This is a genomic window from Actinoplanes sp. NPDC026623, assembly GCF_040638275.1.
Lineage (GTDB): Bacteria > Actinomycetota > Actinomycetes > Mycobacteriales > Micromonosporaceae > Actinoplanes.
The window spans coordinates 27,553-50,317 of the sequence record NZ_JBEZXZ010000046.1; the positions used below are offsets into that span (position 1 = coordinate 27,553).

The window sequence follows — 22,765 nt, forward strand, 5'->3', positions numbered from 1 at the left end:
AGGACCTGGCCGTGCCGCAGCAACGGGTAACGCCGCAGCAACGGGTAACGCCGGAGCAGCCGGCCGTGCGGGAGCGGCCGGTGGCGTTGCACCGACCGGCGGCGTCGCACGGTCCGGTCAGGTCGCAGCAGCGGGCGCCGCCGAAGTGGCTGGTCGTGCGGCAGCGACCAGTCATGCCGCAGCGGCCGGTGGCTCCGGCACCGATCCGGCCACCATCAGCATCACGGTCGGTGATCCGGCCGCCATCGCTGGCAGGCCACGCCACATGGCAAGCGTTGCCACCTCGGGCATCGTGTCGGCGGTCGTGGACGGCGCCGGCGTCGTTGCCGCCACCGGCGTCGTCATTGCCGACGGCGGCGGAGTCGGTGCGGTGCGTGCCACGGCCGGTTGCAGCGGCGGTTCGGCGGCGGCGGTCGTTAGGCCCGGCACCCCCGCCATCCGGCTCTCCGGCGGGGCGGTCGGTGCTGTCTCTGCCGCGATTGGCTCCCGGTGGGGTTTGCCTGAATTTGGTGGTCGCTGCGAGATAGTGGGCGCGGTGGCACTCGGCCCTTTCGGGTATGTCCGGGTCCGCTACGGTCACCGTGCCAGCGCCTGCCCGGAGCCAAACAGAATCTGTTTTCCGCCATGTCAGTCGATATTCGAGCGACTGCACAGGTCGCCGCGATCATGCCTGGCCCGGCAGCGGTCGTGCCACCAGTCAATAGGTAGGCGCTATTCGAGGCCCACGTGGTGGGTGAAATGGACCACGCAAATGGTTAGGCACAATCGGGCGCCGCCGGAATGCAGTTACCAGAGGCCGAGATTGGTCAAGGCGGCATACCTTCAACCGATGCATCGGATAGGGCCGCGGGGACGGTGGCGTCCAGGGGCGGCGCCCTCACGCAGCGTCGAGGTGATCGCGTCCTGGAACAGCAGCCTCGCAGCGGCTACGGCGGCGACGTTCCGCGGGCCGGGGGCCAGCAGTAGTCCGGGGTTGGGTGCGAGCTCGACCAGCGCTCAGATTGGTAGATCCGTGCGCTTCGTGGACGGGGCGCCATCGCGGCGGTTGTGACACAGCGTTACCCGATCGGTGAGGTGGCCGAATGTGGCCGCGGAACCATGCCGAAAAGGGTGGAGAACAAGCCCCTTGGCGCGACGTCGGTCAGGGTGCTCAGCCCGGGGAGACCGCGTAGGAGCCCTTGCCGTCGCGTTTTACTCCGTACATTGCGTGGTCTGCTTCGCGGAGCAGGGCTTCCCCGTCCGGGAGGGTTCCTGTTGTGCCGGGGCGGGCGAATGCGACGCCGACGCTGGCGCCCACTCGTGCCGAGCCGCCGTCGACCGGGACCGGTGCCTCGATTTCGCGGACGATGCGGGCCGCTATCTCCAGGGCGTCGTCGCCGGCCAGGGGCGAGAGCAGCACCGCGAACTCGTCGCCGCCGATGCGGGACACCGTGTCCGAGCTTCTCACGCAGGATCGCATCCGGTCGGCTATCACCTTCAGCAGGCGGTCGCCGGCCGCGTGGCCGTGTGCGTCGTTGACCAGTTTGAAGTCGTCCAGGTCGATCAGCATGACGACCGCCGGGCCGCCCGCCGCCAGGGCCGCGTCCAGCCGTTGCGAGTAGAGCTGGCGGTTGGGCAGGCCGGTCAGGCCGTCGTGGAAGGCCTGGTGCTGCAGCCGGGCCGCGAGGGTCTCGCGCTGATCGAGCGAGCAGTGCAGCTCGGTCAGCAGCTGCGCGTTCTCCCGGAACGCGTCCAGTTGGCGCAGCACCACCAGCAGCGTGCTGACCGCCGCGCCGGTCAGCGCGATCGGAACGGTGGCCGCCTCGTGCCGCCAGATCGCCACCGTCAGCAGGCCGTACGTGACGACGATCGCGCCGTACGGGAGAAGGCTGTAAGGCCGCTGCCGCGCGCGGGCCTCGAGTGCCAGGGGGTTTCGGGCGAACTGGCCCTGGGTGACGCGGACGGCGATCGTCAGCATGGCGTTCGCGGCGACCGTCATGGCCAGGAACCAGTGCAGCCGGCCGGCGGTGAGGCCGCCGCTGGCGAGCAGGTCCGCGCCCGATTTGATCGCCGCGGCGGAGGTGCCGATGACGGCGCAGGCGCGGGTGAACATGGTCGTGCCCGAGATCGTCAGTTTGGCCACGACGAAGACGCAGAGCAGCAGGATCACCGGGCCGCTCAGGACCGGGCCCGCCGAGTCCAGCATTGCGCCGGGGCGCTCCGGAACCACCAGCGCCCAGCCGACGACCACGGCGGCGACCATCACCGTGGCGACGTCCAGCCAGAAGCGCAGGCGGGCGCGGCGGGTGGCCAGGTCGATCGGGGCCGCGAGCAGGGCGAGCAGTATCCAGGCGCTGGCCGCCGACATGGTCGCGATCTTCACGGTGCCGCCGGTCGCGGCGTCGGCGAGGTCCGGCCGGGTGACCGCGAGCGCCACCTGGGCCAGGTCGCCGACGAGGTAGGCGACCGCGCCCAGCAGCACGGCCCGCCAGAAGCGCCGGGCCAGGGCGGGCAGGCCGGGGGTGCGGGCGAAGGAGCGGGTGATCCAGATCAGGCAGGCGTGCACGGCGGCGACGAACGCCCAGGCCGTGACGACCTGGGCGGTGCGGCTCTGCGGCCCGGTCGCGTACCAGAGGACCAGGCCGGCGGTGACGGCGAGCAGGGCGAGCAGCAGCCGGTCCGAGACCAGCGCGGTGAGCCGTCGTCGCATCAGGTCCGCCTGAATCCGGCCGGCGGGCCGGGCGCGGGGGACGGACCTGTTCGGCATGGCGCCGCCGCTCTCAAACGAACGGCGGCACCTGAGTGAGACGACACAGCGCCGGGCACCCAGTCAGGCTAGGCGCAATATCCACGCCGATCTACTTCGACGGCTCCGGGATGTCGCACTTGATTTTCGGATTGACGCCCAACCAGTTGAGCGGGCCGGCGACAACGGTGACGATTACCGTGCCGGCCTTCGCGCAACTGGCGTCGCCGGTGTCCTTGAAATAGCCGCGCTCGAACGCGGCGACGACGCCGAGGACGAGCCAGATGACGACGATGACGCCGCCGATTGATCCTGCGCGCATCGGGGGGCTCCTAGGTCGTGGGGGGACTGGCCGCCAGAATCCCCGAAACCGTCGATCTCTAAACCGCGGTGCGCACCGCCTGCAGCGTGTAGCTGTGCGGCAGCCGTTCGGGGCGGTCGGCCAGTTGCCATTCGTCGTCGCCGAGCCGGCGCGTGTGGCCGGGCAGCGCATCCCACGGAACGCTGTCGTGCTCGACCAGCCCGGTCACCTGCATCCCGGCGTCGATCAGGGCGGTGACGATCTCGCCGAGGCCGTGGTTCCATTCGTGGGTGGTGATGTGGGTGAATTCGACGTCGGTGTCGACGTAGGTGCCGCCCTCGTTCCAGACCAGCGGCTCGGCCTGCTCGAAGTACGGGTAGCCGAGGGTCAGCGCCCCGTCCGCGGGCAGCGGGTCGGTGAGCGCCCACAGGACGGGATGGCCCTCCCTGATGAACAGCCGGCCGCCGGGGCGCAGCAGGCCCGCGACGACCCGCGCCCAGCGGCGGATGTCGGGCAGCCAGCACAGGGCGCCGATCCCGGTGTAGACCAGGTCGAAGCCGCCCTCGCCGAGCCGGTCGACCGCGTCGTAGACGTCCGACTCGACGAATTCGACCGGGTTGCCGGCCAGCGCGCTGATCCGTCGCGCCTCCGCGAGCGAGGCCGGCGAGAAGTCGACGCCGGTCATGGTCGCGCCGAGGCGGGCCAGCGACACCGTGTCGGTGCCGATGTGGCATTGCAGGTGCACCCCGCGCAGGCCCTTGACGTCGCCGAGCAGCGGCAGGTCGAAGCGCACCACGCCGCTCAGGTGCGCGGGGTCGGCGGCGAAAGCGTCCACCCGGTAGCCGGCGGACGCGGCGTGCGCCGGGGCCCGCTCGTCCCAATTCGCACGGTTGAGGGCTCGATAGTCGGTCACGGCGTGACGCTATCCCAGGTCCTGGCGGGCGGCGTGGTGGTTTCCGGGCCGGTGCCACATGATGTCAGTGGCAAACGGAAGTCGGCGTCTCGACGGGGCTGGATACGAAGGTGGTAGCGGTTTGGAGACCAGGCGTACGACGGTGCGGGATGTTCGCCGCGCGAACCGGGCCAGCCTGCTCACCGACCTGTTTCACGGCGGCCGGCAGAGCCGCCAGCAACTCGGCGAGACGACCGCGCTGAGCCAGGCGAGCGTGAGCAACCTGATCGGCGAGATGATCGACGAGGGCCTGGTCGAGGAGGCCGGCCTGGTCGGCTCGGACGGCGGCCGGCCGCGCGCGCTGCTGCGCGTCGCACCCGGGTACGGCTACGTGGTCGGCGCCGACGTCGGCGAGACCCGGATCCTGGTCGAGCTCTACGACCTGGCGATGTCCCGGCTCGCCGTGGCGCAGTACGCGCTCGACGGCGACGACCCGGCGGCGGCGGTGGCGAAGCTGCTCGAGGGCCTCGGCGCGGTCGTCGCGGAGGCCGGCATCCGATGCTCCGAGGTGCTCGGCTTCGGGGTGGGCGTCGCCGGCGTCGTCGACCAGTCCGGCGGCTCGGCGGTCGTCCACTCGCAGACCACCGGCTGGGACGCCGTTCCGCTGGGCGAGTTGCTGCGGGCGGGCACCGACGTGCCGGTCTTCGTGGAGAACGGCGCGAAGGCGGTCGGCCAGGCGGAGATGTGGTTCGGCGCGGGCCGGGGCGCGCGGCACGCGGTGATAGTGCTGGTCGGCACCGGGGTCGGCGCGGCCGTCGTGGTGGACGGGCGCAGCTATCGCGGCGCGTTCAGCAACGCGGGGGAGTGGGGGCACACCACGCTCGTCTACGACGGGGACCTGTGCCGCTGCGGGGCGCGCGGGTGCCTGGAGGCTTACATCGGGTCGGCGAAGGTCATCGCGCGGGTCGCCGCGGCGACCGGGCAGGAGCCGGAGCCGCGGCTGCTCACCAGGATGCTGGCGGCCGACGGTGCCCTGCAGGGCGCGGCGGCCGACATCCTCGCGGAGACCGTCGGCTATCTGGGCGCGGGCATCGGCGGACTGATCAATCTCTTCTCCCCGGAGCGCATCGTGCTGGGTGGCCCGGCGGGCTTGGCGATGGGAGAGCGCTTTCTTTCCGACATTCGGGTCGCGGCCGCACGAAACGCGCTGAAGCAGCCGTACTCGCGTACCCGGATCGATCTCTGTCAGCTCGGGCCCGACGCCGTCGCGATGGGCGCGGCCACGCTGCCGATCGCGCGGCTGCTCGCCGACGGCGGCCTGCCGCCGGCGTCGGCACAGGCGGCGCCGCCGTCGCGCGCCGCCCACCGCCGCTCGACGGCCCGGAACCGCGGCTGAGGGCCCGCCGACCTCTGACGGCGGGCCCAGCCGGAGGCTCCCGCTACGCGGGCACGGTCCACTTCTGATTCGCCGCGCCGGTGCAGCTCCAGAGCTGGAGCTTCGCGCCGTCGGCGAGGTTGTTGTCCTTGATGTCGAGGCACCTGCCGGACGCGGTGTTCACCAGGTCGCCGCCCGCCGTGGCCTGCCACTGCTGGCTCGCCACCCCGGCGGTGCAGGTCCACAGGTGCACGGTGGCGCCGTCGCCGGTGGCGTTGTTCTGCACGTCGAGGCACTTGCCGAGGCCGCGGATCGTGCCGTCCGACGCCCGCTGCCAGGTCTGGTTGGCCGAGCCGGCGTAGCAGGTCCACATCTGCGGCAGGTTGCCGTCCGCGGTGGAGCCGTTCGTGACGTCGAGGCACTTGTTGTTGGCCGCGCTGACGATGGCGCCCGAGCCGCCGCCCGGCGGGGGCGTGGTGCCGCCGCTGCCGGGGGTGCCGCTCCAGGTGAACGTCGCCGTGGTGCGCGCCGGCAGGTTGTAGGTGAACGACTGGTTGCCCCACACCACCTTCACCGACTGAGCGGACGTGCCGCCGTTGTGCGCGATCAGGGCCTTGGACCCGTCGGCGTTGCGGTAGGCGACGTTCGGCACGGTGCCGCTCGCCGTCGAGTCGATCCGGTACGCGCCGGGCCGCACGAACTTCGTCAGGTGCCCGGTCGTGTAGTACTCGACCGTGTAGTCGACCTGCCCGGCCCGGGACCCGCCGTTCTGCACCGTGATGAGCCCGGTGCAGGTGCCGCAGCCGCCGTTGTGCGGGCCCATCGACTGGTCGACGGCCAGGCTCCACTTGACCAGGCTGCCGCTGAAGTTCCGGGCGTAGTTGACGATGTCCGCCAGGTCCTCGTTGTGCTGGTTGGAGATCCAGGTGCCGCCGGAGTGCTCGGTCGAGAACTGCGGAACGCCCGGGTACTGGTTGTGCACCTGGGTGCCGACGGCCGGGTCACCGAAGTAGCCGTGCCACGCGATGCCGCCGAAGAGCGGGTCGTTGCGCACCCCGGCGTCGGCCAGGATCGCCGAGCCCATGGTGGCGTAGTCGCCGTAGTTCCAGTCGTGGATGAGCACCTTGGTGGTGATGCCGGCGGCCCGGAACGCGGGGTAGACGAAGTTCTTGGTGAACTCGATCAGCCCGGCCGAGTTCCAGTTCATCCCCGGGTACGTCTGGTTCGCCGGGTTGGTCGCGTTGCAGCAGTTCGGCTCGTTCTGCACGGAGATGTAGTTCACCGGCACGCCGGCGGCCTGATAGGACTGGACGTACTTCACCAGGTACTGCGCGTAGGTGGGGTAGTACTCCCACTTCAGCCAGCCCATCTGGTCCATCCGCCCGTTGTCCTTCATCCAGCCCGGCGAACTCCACGGCACGCCCTTGACCCGCAGCGCCGGGTTGAGCGAACGGGCCTGCTGGGTCAGCAGCCGCACGTTGGTGTCGTAGCCGTTGGAGCCGAAGTCGCCGAGGTCGCAGCAGGTGTCGTCGAGCGAGACGTTGCCGGGCCGCGACAGGTCGGAGGCGCCGATCGGATTGCGCACGAAGGACAGGCCGATGCCGTCGGCCGGGCTGAACAGCTTGCGCATCACGGCGTCGCGGGTCGCGGCGCTGACCGGGCCGCCGCGCAGCAGATAGGCGGTGGTGTCCGTGATGGAGGCGCCGCCGCCCTGGAATTGCTGATATTGCGTGCCCTCGTTGACGGTGACGGTGGTATTCGCGCCCGCGCTGGTTGACGCGAAATTGATCGGGCTCTGTTGCTGCAGGCCGCGGGTCACGTGGACGCCGCGGGAATCGTCGGTGGTGGTCAGGTAGATGTTGACGGCTTCGGCAGCAGCCTCGGCGGGGGAACCGAGGAGCACGGCTGCGCCGGTCGCGGCGAGCATCAGGGTGGCGGTCGCGGCCACGGAGACTTTCCGGGGAGTGGTCACGAAACAAATTTTCCCGCCGCCGGAACGGCCGGTAAAGCTTGTTACATAATTTACATGAATTAATGAAAGGCCCGGCCGGGCGGCCGGGCCCTTCCATTGCGATCAGGCCCCGCGGACGCGGCCGATCGTGTCGCGGAACCAGATCGCGGACTGCTTCGGCGTACGCACCTGGGTCTCGTAGTCGACGTGCACGATGCCGAACCGCTTCGCGTAGCCCTCGGCCCACTCGAAGTTGTCCATCAGCGACCACGCGAAGTAGCCCTGGATGTCGGCGCCCTGCTCGCGGGCCGCCACCACCGCGGCGATGTGGTCGGCCAGGTACGCGGTGCGGTCGTCGTCGGCGACGAAGCCGGACGCGTCGGCGGTGTCGTCGAACGCGGCGCCGTTCTCGGTGATGACCAGCGGCAGGCCCGGGTAGTCGCGGTGCAGCCGGACCAGCAGCTGGGTGAAGCGCTCCGGCGTGATCGGCCAGTTCATCGCCGTCCGCGGCCGGTCCAGCGGAACCCCGCGCACGATCGGGTGCCCGTCGGCGTCGTGGGTGTTGCCCTGCTCGTCCGTGCCGCTGAAGTCCTGTCCGAAGTAGAAGTTCACGCCCAGCAGGTCGAACGGCGTCGAGATGACCTCCAGGTCGCCGTCGCGCACCGGGAACGCCGAGCCGCGCGCGGCAAGCTCCTCGACCATGTCGGCCGGGTACTCGCCCTTGCGCAGCGGGTCGAGGTAGACCCGCAGGCCCATGCCGTCCGCGCGGCGCGCCGCGTCGTGGTCCTCCTGCGACTCGGTAGCCGGGTCGGCGGTGCCCATGTTGAGCGTGATGCCGAACTTCATCTCCCGCGTCGCCGCGGCCCGCATGCGCTGGGTGGCGAGGCCGTGCCCGAGCAGCAGGTGGTGCACGGCGGCGATGGCGGCGTCGAAGTCCTTGCGGCCCGGCGCGTGCACTCCGACGGCGTAGCCCAGCCAGGCCGAGCACCACGGCTCGTTCAGCGTCGTCCAGGTGTCCACCCGGTCGCTGAGCCGGTCGAAGACCATCATCGCGTAGTCGGCGAACCGGTACGCCGTATCGCGGTTCGGCCATCCGCCCGCGTCCTCGAGCTCCTGCGGCAGGTCCCAGTGGTAAAGCGTGACCCACGGGTCGAGGCCGGCGGCCAGCAACTCGTCGGTGAGCCTGTCATAGAACGCCAGGCCGGCCTCGTTGACGGGACCCGTGCCACCCGGCTGCACGCGCGGCCACGCCACCGAGAAGCGGTAGGCGTCGACGCCGAGACTCTTGATCAGTGCGACGTCCTGCGGCATCCGGTGGTAGTGGTCGCACGCGACGTCGCCGTGGTCGCCGTCCACCACGGCGCCGGGGACGCGGCAGAACGTGTCCCAGATGGACGGCGTGCGGCCGTCCTCGGCGGCGGCACCCTCGATCTGGTACGAGGACGTGGCGACGCCCCAGGTGAAGGACGGTGGCAGTGCGAGGGTGGGCAGGAGCAGGCCGGGTGCTCCGATGGCGGTGGGGTTCATGGTTCTCCTGGCAGAACTCGGCGGTGGGGATGGATACACAGACGGCCCCGGCTGGTGGGCCGGGGCCGTCGGCGTCAGTGCCTCAACCGACCGGCTGCTTTACCGGGTGCAGCCAGCAGGCGACTGTGCGGCTCGCCCCGTCGGGGGTGTCGGGGTTGCCGAGCACGGGGATGTTGTCCGCGCAGGGATCGAAGACCTTCGGGCAGCGCGGGTGGAAGGAGCATCCGGTCGGCATGCCCTTGAGGTCGGGCGGGGAACCCGGGATGCCGGCCAGTTCGCGGCGCGGCCCGCGCAGCGCGGGGAAGGAGCCGAGCAGGCCCGCGCTGTACGGGTGCAGCGAGTCCCGGTACAGCGCCGACGCCTGCGCCTCCTCGACGATCCGGCCGCCGTACATGATGGCGATGCGGTTCGAGAACTCCACGAGCAGCGACAGGTCGTGCGTGATGAAGATGACCGAGAAGCCGAGCCGCTCGCGCAACTCGATGAGCTGACCCAGGATCTGCCGCTGCATCACCACGTCGAGCGCCGTCGTGGGCTCGTCCATGATGACCACCTGCGGCTGCAGGATCAGCGCCATGCCGATCATCACGCGCTGGCGCATGCCGCCGGAGAGCTGATGCGGGTAGGCGTCCATCCGGTCCGGCGAGATGCCGACCAGCTTGAGCATCTCCCGGGCCCGGGCGTTGCGGCTGTGCGACGACATCTGCGGCTCGTGCGCCGCCAGCACGTCGGTCAGCTGGGTGGAGATCTTGTGCACCGGGTTGAGCGAGTTCATCGCGCCCTGGAACACGATCGCCGTCTCGGCCCAGCGGAACGCCTGCAACTGCTTGTCGGTCAGCCCCAGCACGTCGTACGGCTCGGCCTTCGTCGGGTGGTAGATGACCTCGCCGCCGGTGACCACGCCCGGCGGGGCGAGCAGCCGGGTCAGCCCGTACGCGAGGGTGGACTTGCCGCTGCCGGACTCGCCGGCCAGGCCGAGGACCTCGCCGCGGTGCAGGGTCAGGTTCACGTCCCGTACGGCGTGCACCGCCTGGTCGCCGAGGCCGTAGTCCACGTTGAGATTCTTGATCTCCAACACGGGCTCGCTCATCGGGTCGCCTCCTTGCTGCGGTTCACCGGTGTCGGCTTGCCGCCGATGACCGGGATCGGGCTGGCGTGGGTGTGCGGCGCGGACGAGTTGTCCATGACCGGCGTGAAGCCGACCCGCATCCGCACGGTGCGCCCGGAGGCGGTCTTGAGCTTGGTCTTGCCCATGCTGCGCAGGCGCGGGCTGACGAACTCGTCGATGCCGAAGTTGATCAGCGAGAGTGCGGTGCCGAGGAACGCGATCGCGAGACCGGCCGGCACGAACCACCACCACGCGCCCTGCGCCAGGGCCTGCTGACCCTGCGCCCAGAACAGGATCGTGCCCCAGTTCCACGAGGAGACCGAGCCGATGCCGATGAAGGCCAGGGTGATCTCCGAGGTGACCGCGAAGATGACCGTGCCGACGAAGCCGGACGCGATGATCGCGGTGAGGTTCGGCAGGATCTCGAAGATGATGATCCGCCAGGTCGACTCGCCGTTGGCCCGGGACGCCTCGACGTAGTCGCGTCTGCGCAGCGACAGGGTCTGCGCTCTCAGGATCCGGGCACCCCAGGCCCACGACGTGAAGCCGATGATCAGGGCGACCAGGGCGTCGCCGCCCTCCGGCACCGCCGCCGTCAGGATGATGATCAAGGGAAGCGCCGGGATCACCAGGAAGACGTTGGACAGTGCGGACAGGCCGTCGTCCCATCCGCCGCCGAGGTAACCCGCCGTGACGCCGATCAGCACGGACAACAGCGTGGCGATGACGCCTGCGGCCAAGCCGACGACCATGACGGCCCGGGTGCCGACCAGGATCTGGCTGAACACGTCCTGGCCCAGGTGCGTGGTGCCGAACCAGTGGTCCGCCGACGGCGGCTGCACCAGCTGGTTGCTGCGCGCGTCCGGGTCGTACGGGGCGACCCACGGGCCGATGACCGCGAACAGCAGGTAGATGCCGAGCACGATGAGGCCGGTCATGGCCTTGCCGTTGGAGACGAACAGGAACCGGCGGCGCTTGGCCCGGCCCGGCCCCGCCGGCGCCGTCTGTGCCGCCAGGTCCTGGTCGAGGATGACCTGGTCGATGCTGGAGGTGGGTATGGTCACCTGTCAGCCCTCCTTGCGGGTGCGCGGGTCGAGCAGCAGGTATGCGATGTCCGCGAGCAGGTTGGCGACCAGCACGGAGATCGTGATGACCAGGAAGATGCCCTGCATCAGCGGATAGTCCTTGGCGCCGACCGCCCGGAAGAGCAGGAAGCCCAGGCCGGGATAGGAGAAGACGATCTCCACCAGCAGGGTGCCGCCGACGATGAAGCCCAGCGCCAGCGCGAAGCCGGAGACGTTGGGCAGCAGCGCGTTGCGCGCCGCGTAGCTCACCGCGACCCGGCGGTCCGAGAGGCCCTTGGCGTGCGCGACCGTGATGTAGTCCTCGGCCGCGACGGTGACCATCATGTTGCGCATGCTCAGGATCCAGCCGCTCACCGACGAGATCAGGATCGTCAGCGCGGGCAGCAGGCTGTGCTTGATGGCGCTGGGGATGAAGTACATGTCCCAGGCCGGCACGTAGGCGCTGTCGTATCCGCCGGACGAGGGGAAGAAGCTGTCCGGCCCGGCCAGCAGGTAGATCGCCAGCAGGCCCAGCCAGAAGTACGGCACCGAGGAGAGGAACGTGGTGACCGGCAGCAGGCCGTCGACCCACGAGCCGCGCCGCCACCCGGCGAGCACGCCGAGGCTGGTGCCGATGGAGAAGCTGATGATGGTCGTGATGCCGACCAGCGCCAGGGTCCACGGCAGGGCGGTCGCGATGATCTCGGAGACCGGGGTCGGGAACGCGGTGAACGACAGGCCCAGGTCGCCGTGGAGAAGTTGTTTCCAGTAGTCGATGTACTGGTCCCAGAGGCTGGCGTTCTTGTCCAGGCCGAACAGGACGTAGAGCGAGGAGATCGCGTCGCTGCTCATCTGCCCCTGGAAGCGCGACAGCATCGACTTGACCGGGTCGCCGGGGATCATCCGGGGGATGAAGAAGTTGATGGTGATCGCGGCCCAGGCGGTGAACAGGTAGAACAGGGTCCGCTGGATCAGGAATTTCATCGGACCTCCTCCGGGTGCGCGTTCTCGGCGACGGCGACGGCCTCGGGCGAGTAGTCGACCGCGGCGGAGCCGGGCGTCTCGGCGGCCACCGTTGCCGCGTCGTAGAGCCAGCAGGCGGCCCAGTGGCCGGGCTTGTCACCGACCTCGAGGCGCACCGGCAGGTCCTTCGAGCAGCGCGGCATCGCCTTCGGGCAGCGCGGGTGGAAGCGGCAACCGCTGGGCGGTTTGATCAGGCTCGGCGGCTCGCCGTTGCCGCGGTCCGCGTGGTCACCGAGCAGGTTCGCGATCCGGTCCGGGTCCGGCGCGGAATCGATCAGCAGCTGGGTGTACGGGTGCGCCGGCGACTGGGTGACCGACTCGCTGTCGCCGCCCTCGACCATGCGGCCCGCGTACATCACCATCGTGTCGTCGGCGAAGTAGCGCGCCGAGGCGATGTCGTGGGTGATGTAGAGGATGGCGAGGTTCAGCCGCTCCTTGAGGTCGCGCAGCAGGTTGAGCACGCCGAGGCGGATGGAGACGTCCAGCATGGACACCGGCTCGTCGGCGAGCAGCGCCTCCGGGTCCGCGCCCAGCGCCCGGGCGATCGCGACCCGCTGCCGCTGGCCGCCGGAGAGCTCGTGCGGGAACTTGTCGAGGTAGCGCTCCGGCGGGGTCAGGCTGACCCGGGTGAGCAGGTTGCTCAGCGCCGCGTCGAGCTCCTCGGCCGTGTTGCCGGCGTTGCCGTGGATCTTCAGCGACCGGGTCAGGTGGTATCGGATCGTGTGCACCGGGTTCAGCGACGCGAACGGGTCCTGGAAGATCATCTGGACCCGGGCGGCGTACCGGCGGAACTGCCTGCCGCCCCGGACTCTGCTGGTCAGGCCGTGCAGCTTGATGTCTCCGTCGGTACGGGGGTAGAGCTGAGCGAGCAGCCGGGCCACCGTGGATTTGCCGGAGCCGGACTCGCCCACGAGGGCGGTCACGTGGCCGCGCCGGAGGGTGAGATTCACGTCATCAACCGCGTGTACGGCGTCGTGCGTGCGGTTGAACAGGTCGCGCAGCTTCCGGCGGACGGGGAAGTGCTTGGTCAGGCCGATCGCCTCAAGCACCACCTCGTTGGCCGGCGCCTCGGCCTCTTGGCTCAACGTCATGCCGAGTTCCTTCGCAGGGGTGTCGGAACTGCCGCGGTGCCGTGCCCCGGACGGGTTGGCCCCGTCCCGGGGCACGGCGCTCGCGGATCAGGAAGAGGCGGGCTTGAGGTGCAGGACGACGTCCAGGGCGTTGGCCTGCGTGGGCTGGCCGGCGCTGTAGGGGTTGGTGTCGTCGGGCCAGCCGACCCAGTTCTTCGTGCTGTACGCCATGCCGATGTTGTCCGCGCCGACCGGGATCATCGGGGTCTGCTCCACGAAGATCTTCTGGATCGTGTTGAGCGCGGTGGTGCGGGCGGCGTCGTCGGCGGCGTTCGCGTACGCCTTCAGCGCCGTGGTGGCCTCGGGGCTGTTGAAGCGGCCGAAGTTGCCACCGGGAGACGCCGTGCCGATCGGCTTGAGCAGCGCGCCGTCCATGATGGTCTGGTAGATGTCGTACGGCGTCGCGCCGCCGTTGGTCCAGCGGAAGGTGGCGTCGAACTTGCCCTCCTCGACGTTGCGGAACCAGGCGTCCTGGTTCGCCTTGTCGACGGTGGCGGCGATGCCGATCTGCGCCAGGTTGTCCTTCACGATCTCGAGCGAGGTCTGGTAGTCGGACCAGCCGCTCGGGTCGGTGAGGGTCAGCTTGACGGGCTTGCCGCTCGGGTCGGTCAGCGTGGTGCCGTTGAGCTTGAAGCCGGCGTCGGTGAGGACCTTCTTGGCGCCGTCGACGTCGACGGCCTGGTTCTTGCCCTTGTAGTCCGGCGCGACGTAGGCGTCACCGGCGGGCGACGGCAGGCCGGTCACGCTGGTGACCAGCGGGTGGAAGTAGGCGGCCTCGGCCTGGTTGAAGATGTCCTCGCGGTTGACGACCATGCTCATCGCCTTGCGCAGGGCCGGGTTGTCGAACGGCTTCTTGGTGGTGTTGATGTAGAGGCCGTGGATGCCGAGGACCGGCGGCGCCCAGACCTTGTAGTGCGCCGGGTCCTTGTCGATGAAGACCGTCTTGTAGTTCGGGATGAAGACGAACGACCACTCGTTGGAGCCGTCCGACAGCGCGGTGGTCTGCGCGTTGTTGTCGGTGTACGACGTGTAGCGCAGCTCCTTGACCTGTGGCAGGTCCTGCCAGTAGCCGGAGGTGCGCACCGACAGCGTGGTGGTCTGCGGCGTGAAGGACTTCAGCGTGTACGGGCCCGAGCCGACCGGCGTCTTGTTGGCGTCGGTGGTGGGGTCCTTGATGGCCTCCCAGATGTGCTTGGGCACGATCGGGGTCTGGCCGAGCCACTTGTCCTTGTAGACGAACATCGAGCTGGTGAACGTGACCGTCACCGTGTTGCCGCTCGCCGTGATGTCGCCGTACGGCGTGGCGCTCAGGTTCAGCGCCTCGTTCTTCTTGATCACGCCGAAGGTGAAGGCGACGTCGTCACCGGTGACCTTCTGCCCGTCCGACCAGGTCGCGTTGTCGCGGACGGTGATCGTGACCTTCTTGAAGTCCGGTGTCCACTCGGCGCCGGTGGCCAGCCACGGCCGGGACGGCTCGGCCGGCTTGACCGGGTTCCACATCATGAGGGGCTCGTAGATCATCCAGCGGTAGCCGAGGGAGGCGCCCGCCGAGGTGGTGAGGAACGGGTTGTGGTTCTCCGTCTGCGGACCGTTGGGCATGCCGACGGTCAGGAACGTGGCACCACCGGAAGCGTTCTTGTTGCCCTCATTCGGCGAGTCGCCGCAGGCGGCGAGCGCGCCAGACGCGAGCACGCCCGCAAGGGCGACCGCGAACAGTTTCCTTCTCTGCATCTCTAATTCTCCTCAGGTGTTACGGATTTGGGGTGAGAGGGGTGCCCCGAGGCAGGGCGAAGTGCGCCGGACGCCGGAGCGCCGGCCGAAGGTGCGGTTCTATCGGGATCTTCGGACTACGAGGGTGTGGCGTTGGGGCCCGCGCCGGTGGAGCCGCGGACGGTGAAGGTGGCGGGAATGACGGTCGGGCGGTTGGGCAGGGGTGAGCCCTCGAAGTGGGCGAGCAGCGTGCGTGCCGCCGCCTCACCCATCTCGCGCAACGGTTGGTGCACGGTAGTGAGCGGCGGCTGGGTGTGTGCCGCCATGGGAATGTCGTCGAAACCCACCACCGCGACGTCGGTCGGGATGCGCCGGCCGCTGTCGAGCACGGCCTGCATCGCGCCGGTGGCGGAGAGGTCGTTGTGTGCGAAGATCGCGTCGAACTCGAGGCCGGAGGCGATCGCGGCCTGCACGCCCTCGAAGCCGCAGGCGATGGTGAAGTCGCCGGGAAGCACGCGGTCCGCGGTGATCGGGTGGCCGGCCTCGGCGTAGACGGCGGCGAAGCCGTCGAGGCGCTGGGCGGTGCAGCCGAAGCGCTCGGGACCCGCGATGACGATCGGCCTGAGCCGGCCGACCTCGAGCAGGTGCCGGGCGGCCGCGCCGGCTCCGGTGTGGTTGGTGGTGCCGACGCTCGGGATCTGCACCGGCTGCACGTCGCGGTCGTCGATGAGCACCACGGGCAGCCCGCGGGCGTGCAGGGTGGCGATGAAGTCGAGGGTGCCCTCGGGCTCGATCACCAGCAGGCCGTCGAAGCTCTTGGCGGAGACCTGGGCGCCGAACTGGCGCATCGACTCCTCGCCGCGGTTGCAGGTGAACAGCAGCAGGCCGTAGCGCTCGGTCTCGAGCACGTCGACCGCACCCTGCAGCACCTCGCCGATCCACGGCCAGGTCAGCGAGGGGACCAGCATGCCGACCACGCGGGTCCGGCCGCGGGCCAGGCCGACCGCGCGTGAGCTGGGCACGTAGCCCAGTTCCTCGATGACCTTGCGGACCCGGGCGGCGGTCGACTCGTCCAGCTCACCCTTGCCGTTCAGCACCCGGGACACAGTGGTCTTGCTGACCTTTGCCCGGGCCGCCACATCGGCGATGGTGATTGGCACGTGTCCTCCGACTTGTGTCCGGATGGTTAAACCGCAGTTTCGGAACCGGTTTCGGAAGCGGTTCCGGGCAGTAAACTCCGGTGAGCCGGGTCACGTCAACGAGTCGGAAGCTTTATTTAGGTTTCGAGACGATATCGACGAGGCGTACCGGTCCCCCGGGGTCGGAGCAACGGGGCCAAACCGCCCCAATCACCGGGGGATCGCGGCCCGCTCGACCCGGTGGAGGAGGTCCGGCAGCACCTCGCCGAGCGCGGCGTCCACGGTCAGTTCGGCGTACGGGCCGCCGCGGGTGGGGCCCTGGTTGACGATCGCGACCCGGACGCCGTCGCGGGCCGCCCGCACCACGAAGCGCCGCCCGGACATGACGGTCAGGGACGAGCCCAGCACCAGCAGGGTCCGCGCCCCGGCGACCAGGTCGAAGCTGCGGCTCACCCGCGCCGCGGGCACCGTCTCGCCGAAGTACACGACATCGGGCTTGAGCATGCCGCCGCACGAGACGCAGCCGACCACGGCGAAGCCGTCCAGCGCGGCGTCGTCGATGTCGACGTCGCCGTCCGGGTTGATCCGGGTCACCGCCGCCGCGAAGCCCGGGTTGGCCGCGTCCAGCCGGGCCGAGTGCTCGGCGCGGGCGGTCAGCGCGCCGCAGCCGAGGCAGACGATCCGGGCCAGGTTGCCGTGCAGCTCGACCACGCCGTGCGCGCCGCCGGCCTGGTGCAGCCCGTCCACATTCTGGGTGATGATGCCGTCGACGCGGGCCAGCGCCTGCAGCCGGGCGACGGCCCGGTGTCCTTCGTTCGGGCGCGCGTCGCCGATCGTGCGCCAGCCGAGGTGGCTGCGCGCCCAGTAGCGCCGCCGGGCGGCCGGGTCCCGGGTGAAGGCCTGGTATGTCATCGGCGTGGCGGCGCGGGCGGCACCCGTCGGGCCGCGGTAGTCGGGGATGCCCGATTCGGTGGACAGGCCGGCCCCGCTGAGCACGACCACACCGCCGTCGCCGACCCACTCGGCGAGCCGCTCGATCTGTGTCACCCACCCATCGTCCCTCACTCCCCGGAGTGGGACGAAGAACGCACTCACGCCGATCTGTGCACGGACGGGCGGAGAACGGTAAGTTGATCGGGTGACTGCCGTCGCGCGCCTGCTCCCCCGTCACTGGGACGGGCGTCGCCTGCTGCGGTTTCTGACCGGCCTGGCCCTGATCGCCCTTGCCTTCACGGCCACGGCCCTGGCCGCCTCCCCGGCGGCCGAGCCCGCCGAGCCCGCGATAACGATCATCACAACGGTCGACACCCCGCCCGGGACAGGCCTGCCGGCGGAGCAGAGCCTCACCGGCCGCGTCGAGGTCCAGAACCCGGCGGCGGCGGTGCTGAGCCCGCCCGGCGAGCAGGACGCGGCGGCGCAGGCCGACCCCGTCGCGGCGACCCCCGCCGGACCCGCGGCGGTGCTGCCGGTCGAGGTGGCGAGGTCCCGCGGGCGGGTCTGCGTCGAGGCCCGAATGCCCGGCCGCGGGGGCATCCGGGGCGTGCGCGGCGAGCGCGCACCACCGCGCATCTGACCCACCCGTCGTCAGCGTCCCGTGACGCCGCCGCTTGCCCACCGGGGCTCGGCCGGCGCCGCATCGTGGCTTCGAGCACTCCTGTGCGCGTACGGGATTGGGGTTCGAGCCACCCGCCGCCCGCCACCCACAGCTGAAACCCCGAGAGAGGCCGGTGTTCATTGTGGAATCCGCCGCAACCGTCTGGTTGATCCTGCTGCTCACCCTCGCCGCCGCGACGGCGGCCCTCGCCGTGACCCGACGCCGCGCCCGCACCACCGGCCGGCCGGTCGCGGACCTATACGCCGACCAGGTCGCGGTCGCCGCAGAGCAGGCCGCCGCCATCGCCCGGCTGCGCCGCGCCGACTGGCTGCGCACGCAGGAGGAGGTCGACGCGGCGTGGGCCGCGTTCGACGCCGCCGACCGCGACGCCCGCAGTTCGGTGGCCGCGGCCGCCTTCCCGATCCTCCGGCAGCGCCGCACCCGCGCGGAGCTCGCCGACCGCGAGCGCAACCTGCACCGCCGGGCGACGGCCGCCTGCCGCCGCCGCGAGTTGTCGATCGCGCAGCTCAACGAGGTGCTCGCGCACCGCGGCGGGTGGAATCCGCGCCGCCACCCGGTCGCTCAGGAGGCCGCGCTGCGTGCGGCGGTGCGTGAGCACCGGTTCGCCGCCTACCAGGCGGCGACCGCCCGGGAGCGGCGGGCCTGGCAGGACGCCGAGCGGGCCGCGGCCGCGGTGCGCAGCCTGCGTGCCGAGGCGCTCGCCGTGCAGGCCCGCGCCGGGCGCGCCGTGCACCACGCCCAGCGGTGGACGCCGGCGGCGCCGGCCCGGGTCCGGCCCACCGTTCCACACACCATCCTGAGTGGATTCCGGCCGCACGTCGCCCGCCCGCGCACCCCGTTGCGCCGTGTAACACCGGCAGGCCAGGTACCGTCACAGAGTCGCTCATGAGGGATGGCAGGAGGCTCGAGTGTCAGTGACCCCGGCGGGTCCACCGCCCGCCGTGCGGCTGCACAGGGCCGCGCGCATCGAGGACGCCGTGCACGAGGTGGTCGAGCGACGGCTGCGCCAGCGTGGCTGGCGGCCCGTCATCACCGCCTACACGGGGTACGGGGCGCCGGGCTGGGCACGCGTCATGGGCCGCGTCGTGCTGACCCGCCGCGCGGGTGACGTCCGGCGCCGCCCGGAGAAGACGCGCGGCTGGCGCAGCTTCACCACGTCCCCGGTGAACAACGCCGCCGTGCGGTTGCGGGTCGGCGACCGGATCCACGAGACCCGGACCGACCGCAGCGGCTACATCGACACCCGGGTCGAGGGCGACCTGCAACCCGGCTGGGCCACCGTGCGGCTCAGCACCGAGGGCGCCGAGCCCGTCGACGCGCCGATCCGGGTCGTCGACCCGTCCATCAGATTCGGCGTGGTGTCGGACATCGACGACACCGTCATGGTGACCGCGCTGCCGCGCCCGCTGCTCGCGGCGTGGAACACGTTCGTGCTCGACGAGCACGCCCGCGCCGCCGTGCCCGGCATGGCGGTGCTCTACGAGCGCCTGGTGACGGCGAATCCGGGCGCACCCGTCTTCTACCTCTCCACGGGCGCGTGGAACGTGGCGCCGACGCTGACCCGATTCCTGTCCCGGCACCTCTATCCGGCCGGCCCGCTGCTGCTCACCGACTGGGGACCGACCCCGGACCGGTGGTTCCGCAGCGGGCAGGAGCACAAGCGCAGCACCCTGCGCCGGCTCGCGGCCGAGTTCCCCGACATCAGGTGGCTGCTCATCGGCGACGACGGCCAGCACGACCAGGAGATCTACTCCGAGTTCGCGCACGCGCACCCGGAGAACGTCGCCGCGGTCGCCATCCGCCGGCTCTCGCCGACCCAGGCGGTGCTGGCCGGCGCGATCCCCGGGCCGATGGGCGACCCGGAGGCGGTCGGCTCCGGCGGCAAGACGTGGTTCGCCGCACCGGACGGCGCCGGCCTGTGGTCGCTGCTGCGGGACACCGATGTCGTCTGAGCCTCGAACAACCGATGTCGCCTGGGCTTTCCGCCGCGGGTGGGCTCAGTCCTCGCCGGCCGGCGCCGGCGACGTCTCGTTCGTCGCCTCGCTGAGCCGCGCGTGCAACCGCTCGCGGATCTCCTCCGGCGTGTACGCCCGGCGCCGGCGCTCCGAACGAGCCAGCACCACACCCGTGGCTGCGACCCCTGCCAGCCCGGCCAATCCCGCTACCTTCCACCAACGCATCTGCTGAGGATAGACAAGTGGACGCCGACATCAGCCTCGACGAGGCCATCGATCTGACGCGTACGGGTGACATCTGGATATTCCGGGGCCGCTCCGGACCCGACCGTGCTATCCAGGCCATGACCAACAGCCCCGTCAACCATGTCGGCATGTCGCTCGTGATCGAGGACATGCCGCCGCTCATGTGGCACGCCGAGCTGGGCAAGTCGCTGCCCGACCTCTGGTCGGGGACGTTCCAGCGCGGCGTGCAACTGCACGACCTGCGCGACGCGGTCACCGTCTGGGCGCAGCGCTACGGCCAGCGCGGCTGGCTGCGCCAGCTGGAGCAGCCCGTCACACCCGAGATGGAGGACCGGGCGCTCAAGACGGTCGCCCGGCTCGACGGCACGCCGTTCCCGTCCAGCGCGCAGCTCGCCTGGCGGTGGGCCCGCGGCCGGGTCCCGCAGCTGCGCCTGCCGTGGCAGGAGCGGTCCACCGACGACGCCGACCTCGAGACCGCGTACTGCGCCGAGGTGGTCGCGGTGACCTACGAGGACATGGGCCTGCTGGGGCGCGGCAAGCAGCCCAGCTGGTACGACCCGGGCCGGTTCTGGAGCGGCGACGACCTGGAGTTGTGCAACGGCTACCGGCTCGGCGCGGAGATCGCGGTACACACCCCATAGGGTTGTCCCGTGGGACTGGTTGGCCGGGTGCCCGAGGTGGTCGCCCTCGACCGGCTGCGCGCCGACGCGGCCGCCGGTGAGGGTGCCGCCGCGCTGCTCGTCGGCGAGGCCGGCATCGGCAAGACCACGGTGGTCGAGGAGGCGGTGGCCCGGGCCGCCGCGGCCGGCGCCGCGGTGGGCACCGGGCGGGCGGTGCCCGACGAGGGCGCGCCCGCGTACTGGCCGTGGCTGCGGCTGCTCGAGGAGACGCCGGGCCTCAGCCCGGAGCTGCTGACCGCGCCCGCCACCGAGGGCGAGTCGCCGGCGGCGGTCCGGTTCCGGGTCGCCCAGCGGACCGTGCGCGCCCTGCGCGAGGCCGGCCACCTCGTGCTGGTGCTCGAGGACCTGCACTGGGCCGACGCCGCCTCCCTCGGCCTGCTGCGCCTGCTCTGCCGCGAGCTGCCCGGCACCCGGCTGCTGGTGATCGGCACGGCCCGCCCGCCGTTCGCGCTCGACGACCTGCCCGGCGCGGAGGTGCTGCGGCTGGACCCGTGGGAGCCGGCCGCCGTCGGCGCCTACCTGAGGCAGCGGGCCGGTCCGGGCGTGCACGGCTCCTGGGCGGCCGCGGTGCACCGGATCAGCGGCGGAAACCCGCTCTACGTAAGGGAACTGACCCGGCAGCTGGAGCGTGAGGACCGGCTGCGGCACCCGGCCGGCGGCGTCGGCGTGCCGACGGAGCTGCGGCGCCTGGTCGGCCGGCGGACCGCGCAGCTCGGACCGGCCTGCCGCGAGCTGCTCGGCGGGGCCGCGGCCCTGGGCGCCGAGATCGACGTGGCCGTGCTGCGGGCCGCGGCAGCCGAGCCGGCGGCCGTGGACGACCTGCTCGCCGAGGCGCTGGACGCCGGCGTGCTCACCGACGACCCGTGGCACCCGGCGCTGCTGCGCTTCGCACACGAACTGGTCCGCCGGGCCCGCTACGACGATCTCGCCCGCGCCGAGCGGATCGCCTGGCACCGCCGCCTCGCCGACGCGCTGGAGGAGACCGGCGCCGGACCGGCCGAGGTGGCCCGGCACCGGGTGCGCTGCGCGGTCGACGCGCCGTCGCGGCTGTCGGCGGTGGAGGCCTGCCGGGCCGCCGCGGCCGCCGCCCTGGACCTGGCGGAGACGGTCCGCTGGTTCGGCGACGCCGTGGACCTGGCGGACGAGCCGGCCGACCGGCTCGCCCGGGCGACCGCCGCCTACGCCGACGGCCGGCTCGACCTGGCGATCGCCGACTGCGGTGCCCTGCTCGACGTCGCCGAGCGCGCCGGGCGCCCGGAGCTCGCGGTCGAGGCGGCGCTGGTCGTGCGCGGTGTCGCCGGTCCGGTGGGCCCGGCGCTGCTGCTGCTCTGCGAGCGGGCCCTGGCGCTGGCCGGACGACATCCCCGGCTGCTCGCCCAGCTCGCGTTCCTGCTCGCGGAGAGCGGCGACCCGGCCCGGGCGGGGGAGATCAGCGCCGAGGCCATGACGCTGGCCGAGGCGTCCGGCCGCCCCGACGACCTGGCCGCGGCGGTGCACGCCCGGCACCAGGTCATCGACCCCTTCGAGCAGCCCGGCCTGGTGCTCGAGCTCGCCGACCGCAGCTGCTCGCTCGGCCGCCCGGACGCCGAGCTGTGGGGCCGGACCTGGCGCATCGACGCCCACCTGATGCGGGGCGACAACGCCGCGGCCGAGCAGGAGACCGTGCGGCTCGGCACCCTCGCGGACCGGCTCGGCTGGCCGCTCGCCCGCTGGCATCTGCTGCGGGCGCGTGCCGCGCTGGCGCTGCTCGCGGGCCGGTTCACCGAGGCCGACCGGCTGGCGCTGGAGGCCCGGGAGGTCGCCATCCGGATGCAGGACGGCACCGCGGTCCCGCTCTACCACGCGTTCGCGGCCGGGCTGGTGCTGAACACCGGCGACTCCCGGCGGTACCTCGCCGCCATCGCCGAGCTGATCCCGGCCGCCCTGGCGCTGCCGGTCGCCGCGGCCCAGCTGGCCCGGACGGCGATGGACGCCGGGGCCGGCGAGACGGTCGAGCTGTGCTGGCAGAGCCTGCGGCCGATGCTCGCCGACCTGCCGCCCGACGCCCGGCGTTCCTATGTGCTGATCACCGCGGGGGAGGTGGCGGCCCGGCTCGGCGACCGGGCCACGGCCCGCGACTGCTACGACCGCGCGGTCCGCTACGAGCACACCTACCTCAACAACACGACGAGCTGTTGCGGGTCGACGGCGCGGTCGCTCGGCACGATCGCGGCGGCGCTGGGCGAGCCCGACGCGGCGGTCGGCCACCTGCGTACCGCGGTGGCGATGGACGAGGGCTCGCCGCCGTTCCTGGCACACGCCCGGCTGGGCCTGGCCCGGGCGCT

The 22,765-nt window shown here is 71.6% G+C and carries 20 protein-coding genes; 6 read left to right on the top strand and 14 right to left on the bottom strand.

Features of this window, described 5'->3' with window-relative positions; translation table 11 throughout:
* Window positions 1-171 precede the first annotated feature (171 nt).
* The 4 genes from AB0F10_RS16505 to AB0F10_RS16520 all read right to left on the bottom strand — a co-directional run bounded on the left by AB0F10_RS16505 (window position 172) and on the right by AB0F10_RS16520 (window position 3,939).
* Window positions 172-438, bottom strand: coding sequence for a hypothetical protein (locus AB0F10_RS16505; RefSeq protein WP_360624766.1), 267 nt, complete (start codon window positions 436-438; stop codon window positions 172-174).
* 712 nt (window positions 439-1,150) lie between these two features.
* Window positions 1,151-2,689, bottom strand: coding sequence for a GGDEF domain-containing protein (locus AB0F10_RS16510; RefSeq protein ID WP_360624769.1), 1,539 nt, complete (start codon window positions 2,687-2,689; stop codon window positions 1,151-1,153).
* Between the two features lie 148 nt (window positions 2,690-2,837).
* Entirely contained in the window at window positions 2,838-3,047 is a 210-nt protein-coding gene (locus AB0F10_RS16515; protein WP_360624772.1) for a hypothetical protein, read from the bottom strand.
* A gap of 58 nt (window positions 3,048-3,105) precedes the next feature.
* A complete protein-coding gene (locus tag AB0F10_RS16520; RefSeq protein ID WP_360624775.1) occupies window positions 3,106-3,939 on the bottom strand; it encodes a class I SAM-dependent methyltransferase in 834 nt (277 codons plus the stop codon).
* Between the two features lie 121 nt (window positions 3,940-4,060).
* Here AB0F10_RS16520 and AB0F10_RS16525 point away from each other — a divergent pair, with 121 nt between their 5' ends.
* Window positions 4,061-5,314 carry an ROK family protein gene (locus tag AB0F10_RS16525; protein ID WP_360624778.1) on the top strand — a complete coding sequence of 418 codons (1,254 nt, stop codon included), beginning with the start codon at window positions 4,061-4,063 and terminating at the stop codon, window positions 5,312-5,314.
* Window positions 5,315-5,357: 43 nt separating this feature from the next.
* Here AB0F10_RS16525 and AB0F10_RS16530 read toward each other — a convergent pair whose 3' ends face one another.
* The 9 genes from AB0F10_RS16530 to AB0F10_RS16570 all read right to left on the bottom strand — a co-directional run bounded on the left by AB0F10_RS16530 (window position 5,358) and on the right by AB0F10_RS16570 (window position 16,992).
* Window positions 5,358-7,220, bottom strand: a complete 1,863-nt coding sequence (locus tag AB0F10_RS16530; protein WP_360624822.1) for a ricin-type beta-trefoil lectin domain protein — start codon at window positions 7,218-7,220, stop codon at window positions 5,358-5,360.
* Window positions 7,221-7,367: 147 nt separating this feature from the next.
* A complete protein-coding gene (locus tag AB0F10_RS16535; protein WP_360624781.1) occupies window positions 7,368-8,771 on the bottom strand; it encodes a GH1 family beta-glucosidase in 1,404 nt (467 codons plus the stop codon).
* A gap of 82 nt (window positions 8,772-8,853) precedes the next feature.
* Window positions 8,854-9,861, bottom strand: coding sequence for an ABC transporter ATP-binding protein (locus tag AB0F10_RS16540; protein WP_360624784.1), 1,008 nt, complete (start codon window positions 9,859-9,861; stop codon window positions 8,854-8,856).
* Window positions 9,858-10,943 (bottom strand): ABC transporter permease, encoded by a 1,086-nt coding sequence (locus AB0F10_RS16545; RefSeq protein WP_360624787.1) that lies wholly within the window; start codon window positions 10,941-10,943, stop codon window positions 9,858-9,860. The genes AB0F10_RS16540 and AB0F10_RS16545 overlap by 4 nt, the downstream gene beginning before the upstream one ends.
* 3 nt (window positions 10,944-10,946) lie before the next feature.
* Window positions 10,947-11,927 carry an ABC transporter permease gene (locus AB0F10_RS16550; protein ID WP_360624790.1) on the bottom strand — a complete coding sequence of 327 codons (981 nt, stop codon included), beginning with the start codon at window positions 11,925-11,927 and terminating at the stop codon, window positions 10,947-10,949.
* Window positions 11,924-13,057, bottom strand: coding sequence for an ABC transporter ATP-binding protein (locus tag AB0F10_RS16555; RefSeq protein WP_360624792.1), 1,134 nt, complete (start codon window positions 13,055-13,057; stop codon window positions 11,924-11,926). The genes AB0F10_RS16550 and AB0F10_RS16555 overlap by 4 nt, the downstream gene beginning before the upstream one ends.
* Before the next feature lie 87 nt (window positions 13,058-13,144).
* Window positions 13,145-14,827: an ABC transporter substrate-binding protein gene (locus tag AB0F10_RS16560; RefSeq protein ID WP_360624795.1), complete on the bottom strand. Its 1,683-nt coding sequence runs from the start codon at window positions 14,825-14,827 to the stop codon at window positions 13,145-13,147.
* 116 nt (window positions 14,828-14,943) lie between these two features.
* Entirely contained in the window at window positions 14,944-15,966 is a 1,023-nt protein-coding gene (locus AB0F10_RS16565) for a LacI family DNA-binding transcriptional regulator (protein WP_360624798.1), read from the bottom strand.
* Window positions 15,967-16,155: 189 nt separating this feature from the next.
* Window positions 16,156-16,992 (bottom strand): NAD-dependent protein deacetylase, encoded by an 837-nt coding sequence (locus AB0F10_RS16570; protein ID WP_360624801.1) that lies wholly within the window; start codon window positions 16,990-16,992, stop codon window positions 16,156-16,158.
* A 91-nt stretch (window positions 16,993-17,083) separates the two neighbouring features.
* On the opposite strand from AB0F10_RS16570, the gene AB0F10_RS16575 reads away from it, so the two are divergent.
* The 3 genes from AB0F10_RS16575 (at window position 17,084) to AB0F10_RS16585 (ending at window position 19,512) form a co-directional block, all read left to right on the top strand.
* Window positions 17,084-17,518: a hypothetical protein gene (locus AB0F10_RS16575; protein WP_360624804.1), complete on the top strand. Its 435-nt coding sequence runs from the start codon at window positions 17,084-17,086 to the stop codon at window positions 17,516-17,518.
* 163 nt (window positions 17,519-17,681) lie between these two features.
* Window positions 17,682-18,449 carry a hypothetical protein gene (locus AB0F10_RS16580; RefSeq protein WP_360624807.1) on the top strand — a complete coding sequence of 256 codons (768 nt, stop codon included), beginning with the start codon at window positions 17,682-17,684 and terminating at the stop codon, window positions 18,447-18,449.
* A gap of 25 nt (window positions 18,450-18,474) precedes the next feature.
* Window positions 18,475-19,512, top strand: a complete 1,038-nt coding sequence (locus AB0F10_RS16585) for a phosphatase domain-containing protein (RefSeq protein ID WP_360624825.1) — start codon at window positions 18,475-18,477, stop codon at window positions 19,510-19,512.
* 45 nt (window positions 19,513-19,557) lie between these two features.
* Here the strand turns inward: AB0F10_RS16585 and AB0F10_RS16590 are convergent, their stop codons facing one another.
* Window positions 19,558-19,740, bottom strand: coding sequence for a hypothetical protein (locus tag AB0F10_RS16590; protein WP_360624810.1), 183 nt, complete (start codon window positions 19,738-19,740; stop codon window positions 19,558-19,560).
* Window positions 19,741-19,757: 17 nt separating this feature from the next.
* Here AB0F10_RS16590 and AB0F10_RS16595 point away from each other — a divergent pair, with 17 nt between their 5' ends.
* Together AB0F10_RS16595 and AB0F10_RS16600 are read left to right on the top strand one after the other, a co-directional pair.
* Window positions 19,758-20,402, top strand: a complete 645-nt coding sequence (locus AB0F10_RS16595; protein ID WP_360624813.1) for a hypothetical protein — start codon at window positions 19,758-19,760, stop codon at window positions 20,400-20,402.
* A gap of 9 nt (window positions 20,403-20,411) precedes the next feature.
* Window positions 20,412-22,765: AAA family ATPase (locus AB0F10_RS16600; protein ID WP_360624816.1), on the top strand; the 2,354-nt coding region annotated here is incomplete at its 3' end.

Excerpts from the sequence above, each read along its gene's own strand:
- AB0F10_RS16530 (WP_360624822.1), bottom strand. The coding sequence starts at position 7,220 with ATGCTCGCCGCGACCGGCGCAGCCGTGCTCCTCGGTTCCCCCGCCGAG.
- AB0F10_RS16560 (WP_360624795.1), bottom strand. The coding sequence starts at position 14,827 with ATGCAGAGAAGGAAACTGTTCGCGGTCGCCCTTGCGGGCGTGCTCGCG.
- AB0F10_RS16555 (WP_360624792.1), bottom strand. The coding sequence starts at position 13,057 with ATGACGTTGAGCCAAGAGGCCGAGGCGCCGGCCAACGAGGTGGTGCTT.
- AB0F10_RS16535 (WP_360624781.1), bottom strand. The coding sequence starts at position 8,771 with ATGAACCCCACCGCCATCGGAGCACCCGGCCTGCTCCTGCCCACCCTC.
- AB0F10_RS16550 (WP_360624790.1), bottom strand. The coding sequence starts at position 11,927 with ATGAAATTCCTGATCCAGCGGACCCTGTTCTACCTGTTCACCGCCTGG.
- AB0F10_RS16540 (WP_360624784.1), bottom strand. The coding sequence starts at position 9,861 with ATGAGCGAGCCCGTGTTGGAGATCAAGAATCTCAACGTGGACTACGGC.
- AB0F10_RS16510 (WP_360624769.1), bottom strand. The coding sequence starts at position 2,689 with ATGCGACGACGGCTCACCGCGCTGGTCTCGGACCGGCTGCTGCTCGCC.
- AB0F10_RS16505 (WP_360624766.1), bottom strand. The coding sequence starts at position 438 with ATGGCGGGGGTGCCGGGCCTAACGACCGCCGCCGCCGAACCGCCGCTG.
- AB0F10_RS16590 (WP_360624810.1), bottom strand. The coding sequence starts at position 19,740 with ATGCGTTGGTGGAAGGTAGCGGGATTGGCCGGGCTGGCAGGGGTCGCA.
- AB0F10_RS16515 (WP_360624772.1), bottom strand. The coding sequence starts at position 3,047 with ATGCGCGCAGGATCAATCGGCGGCGTCATCGTCGTCATCTGGCTCGTC.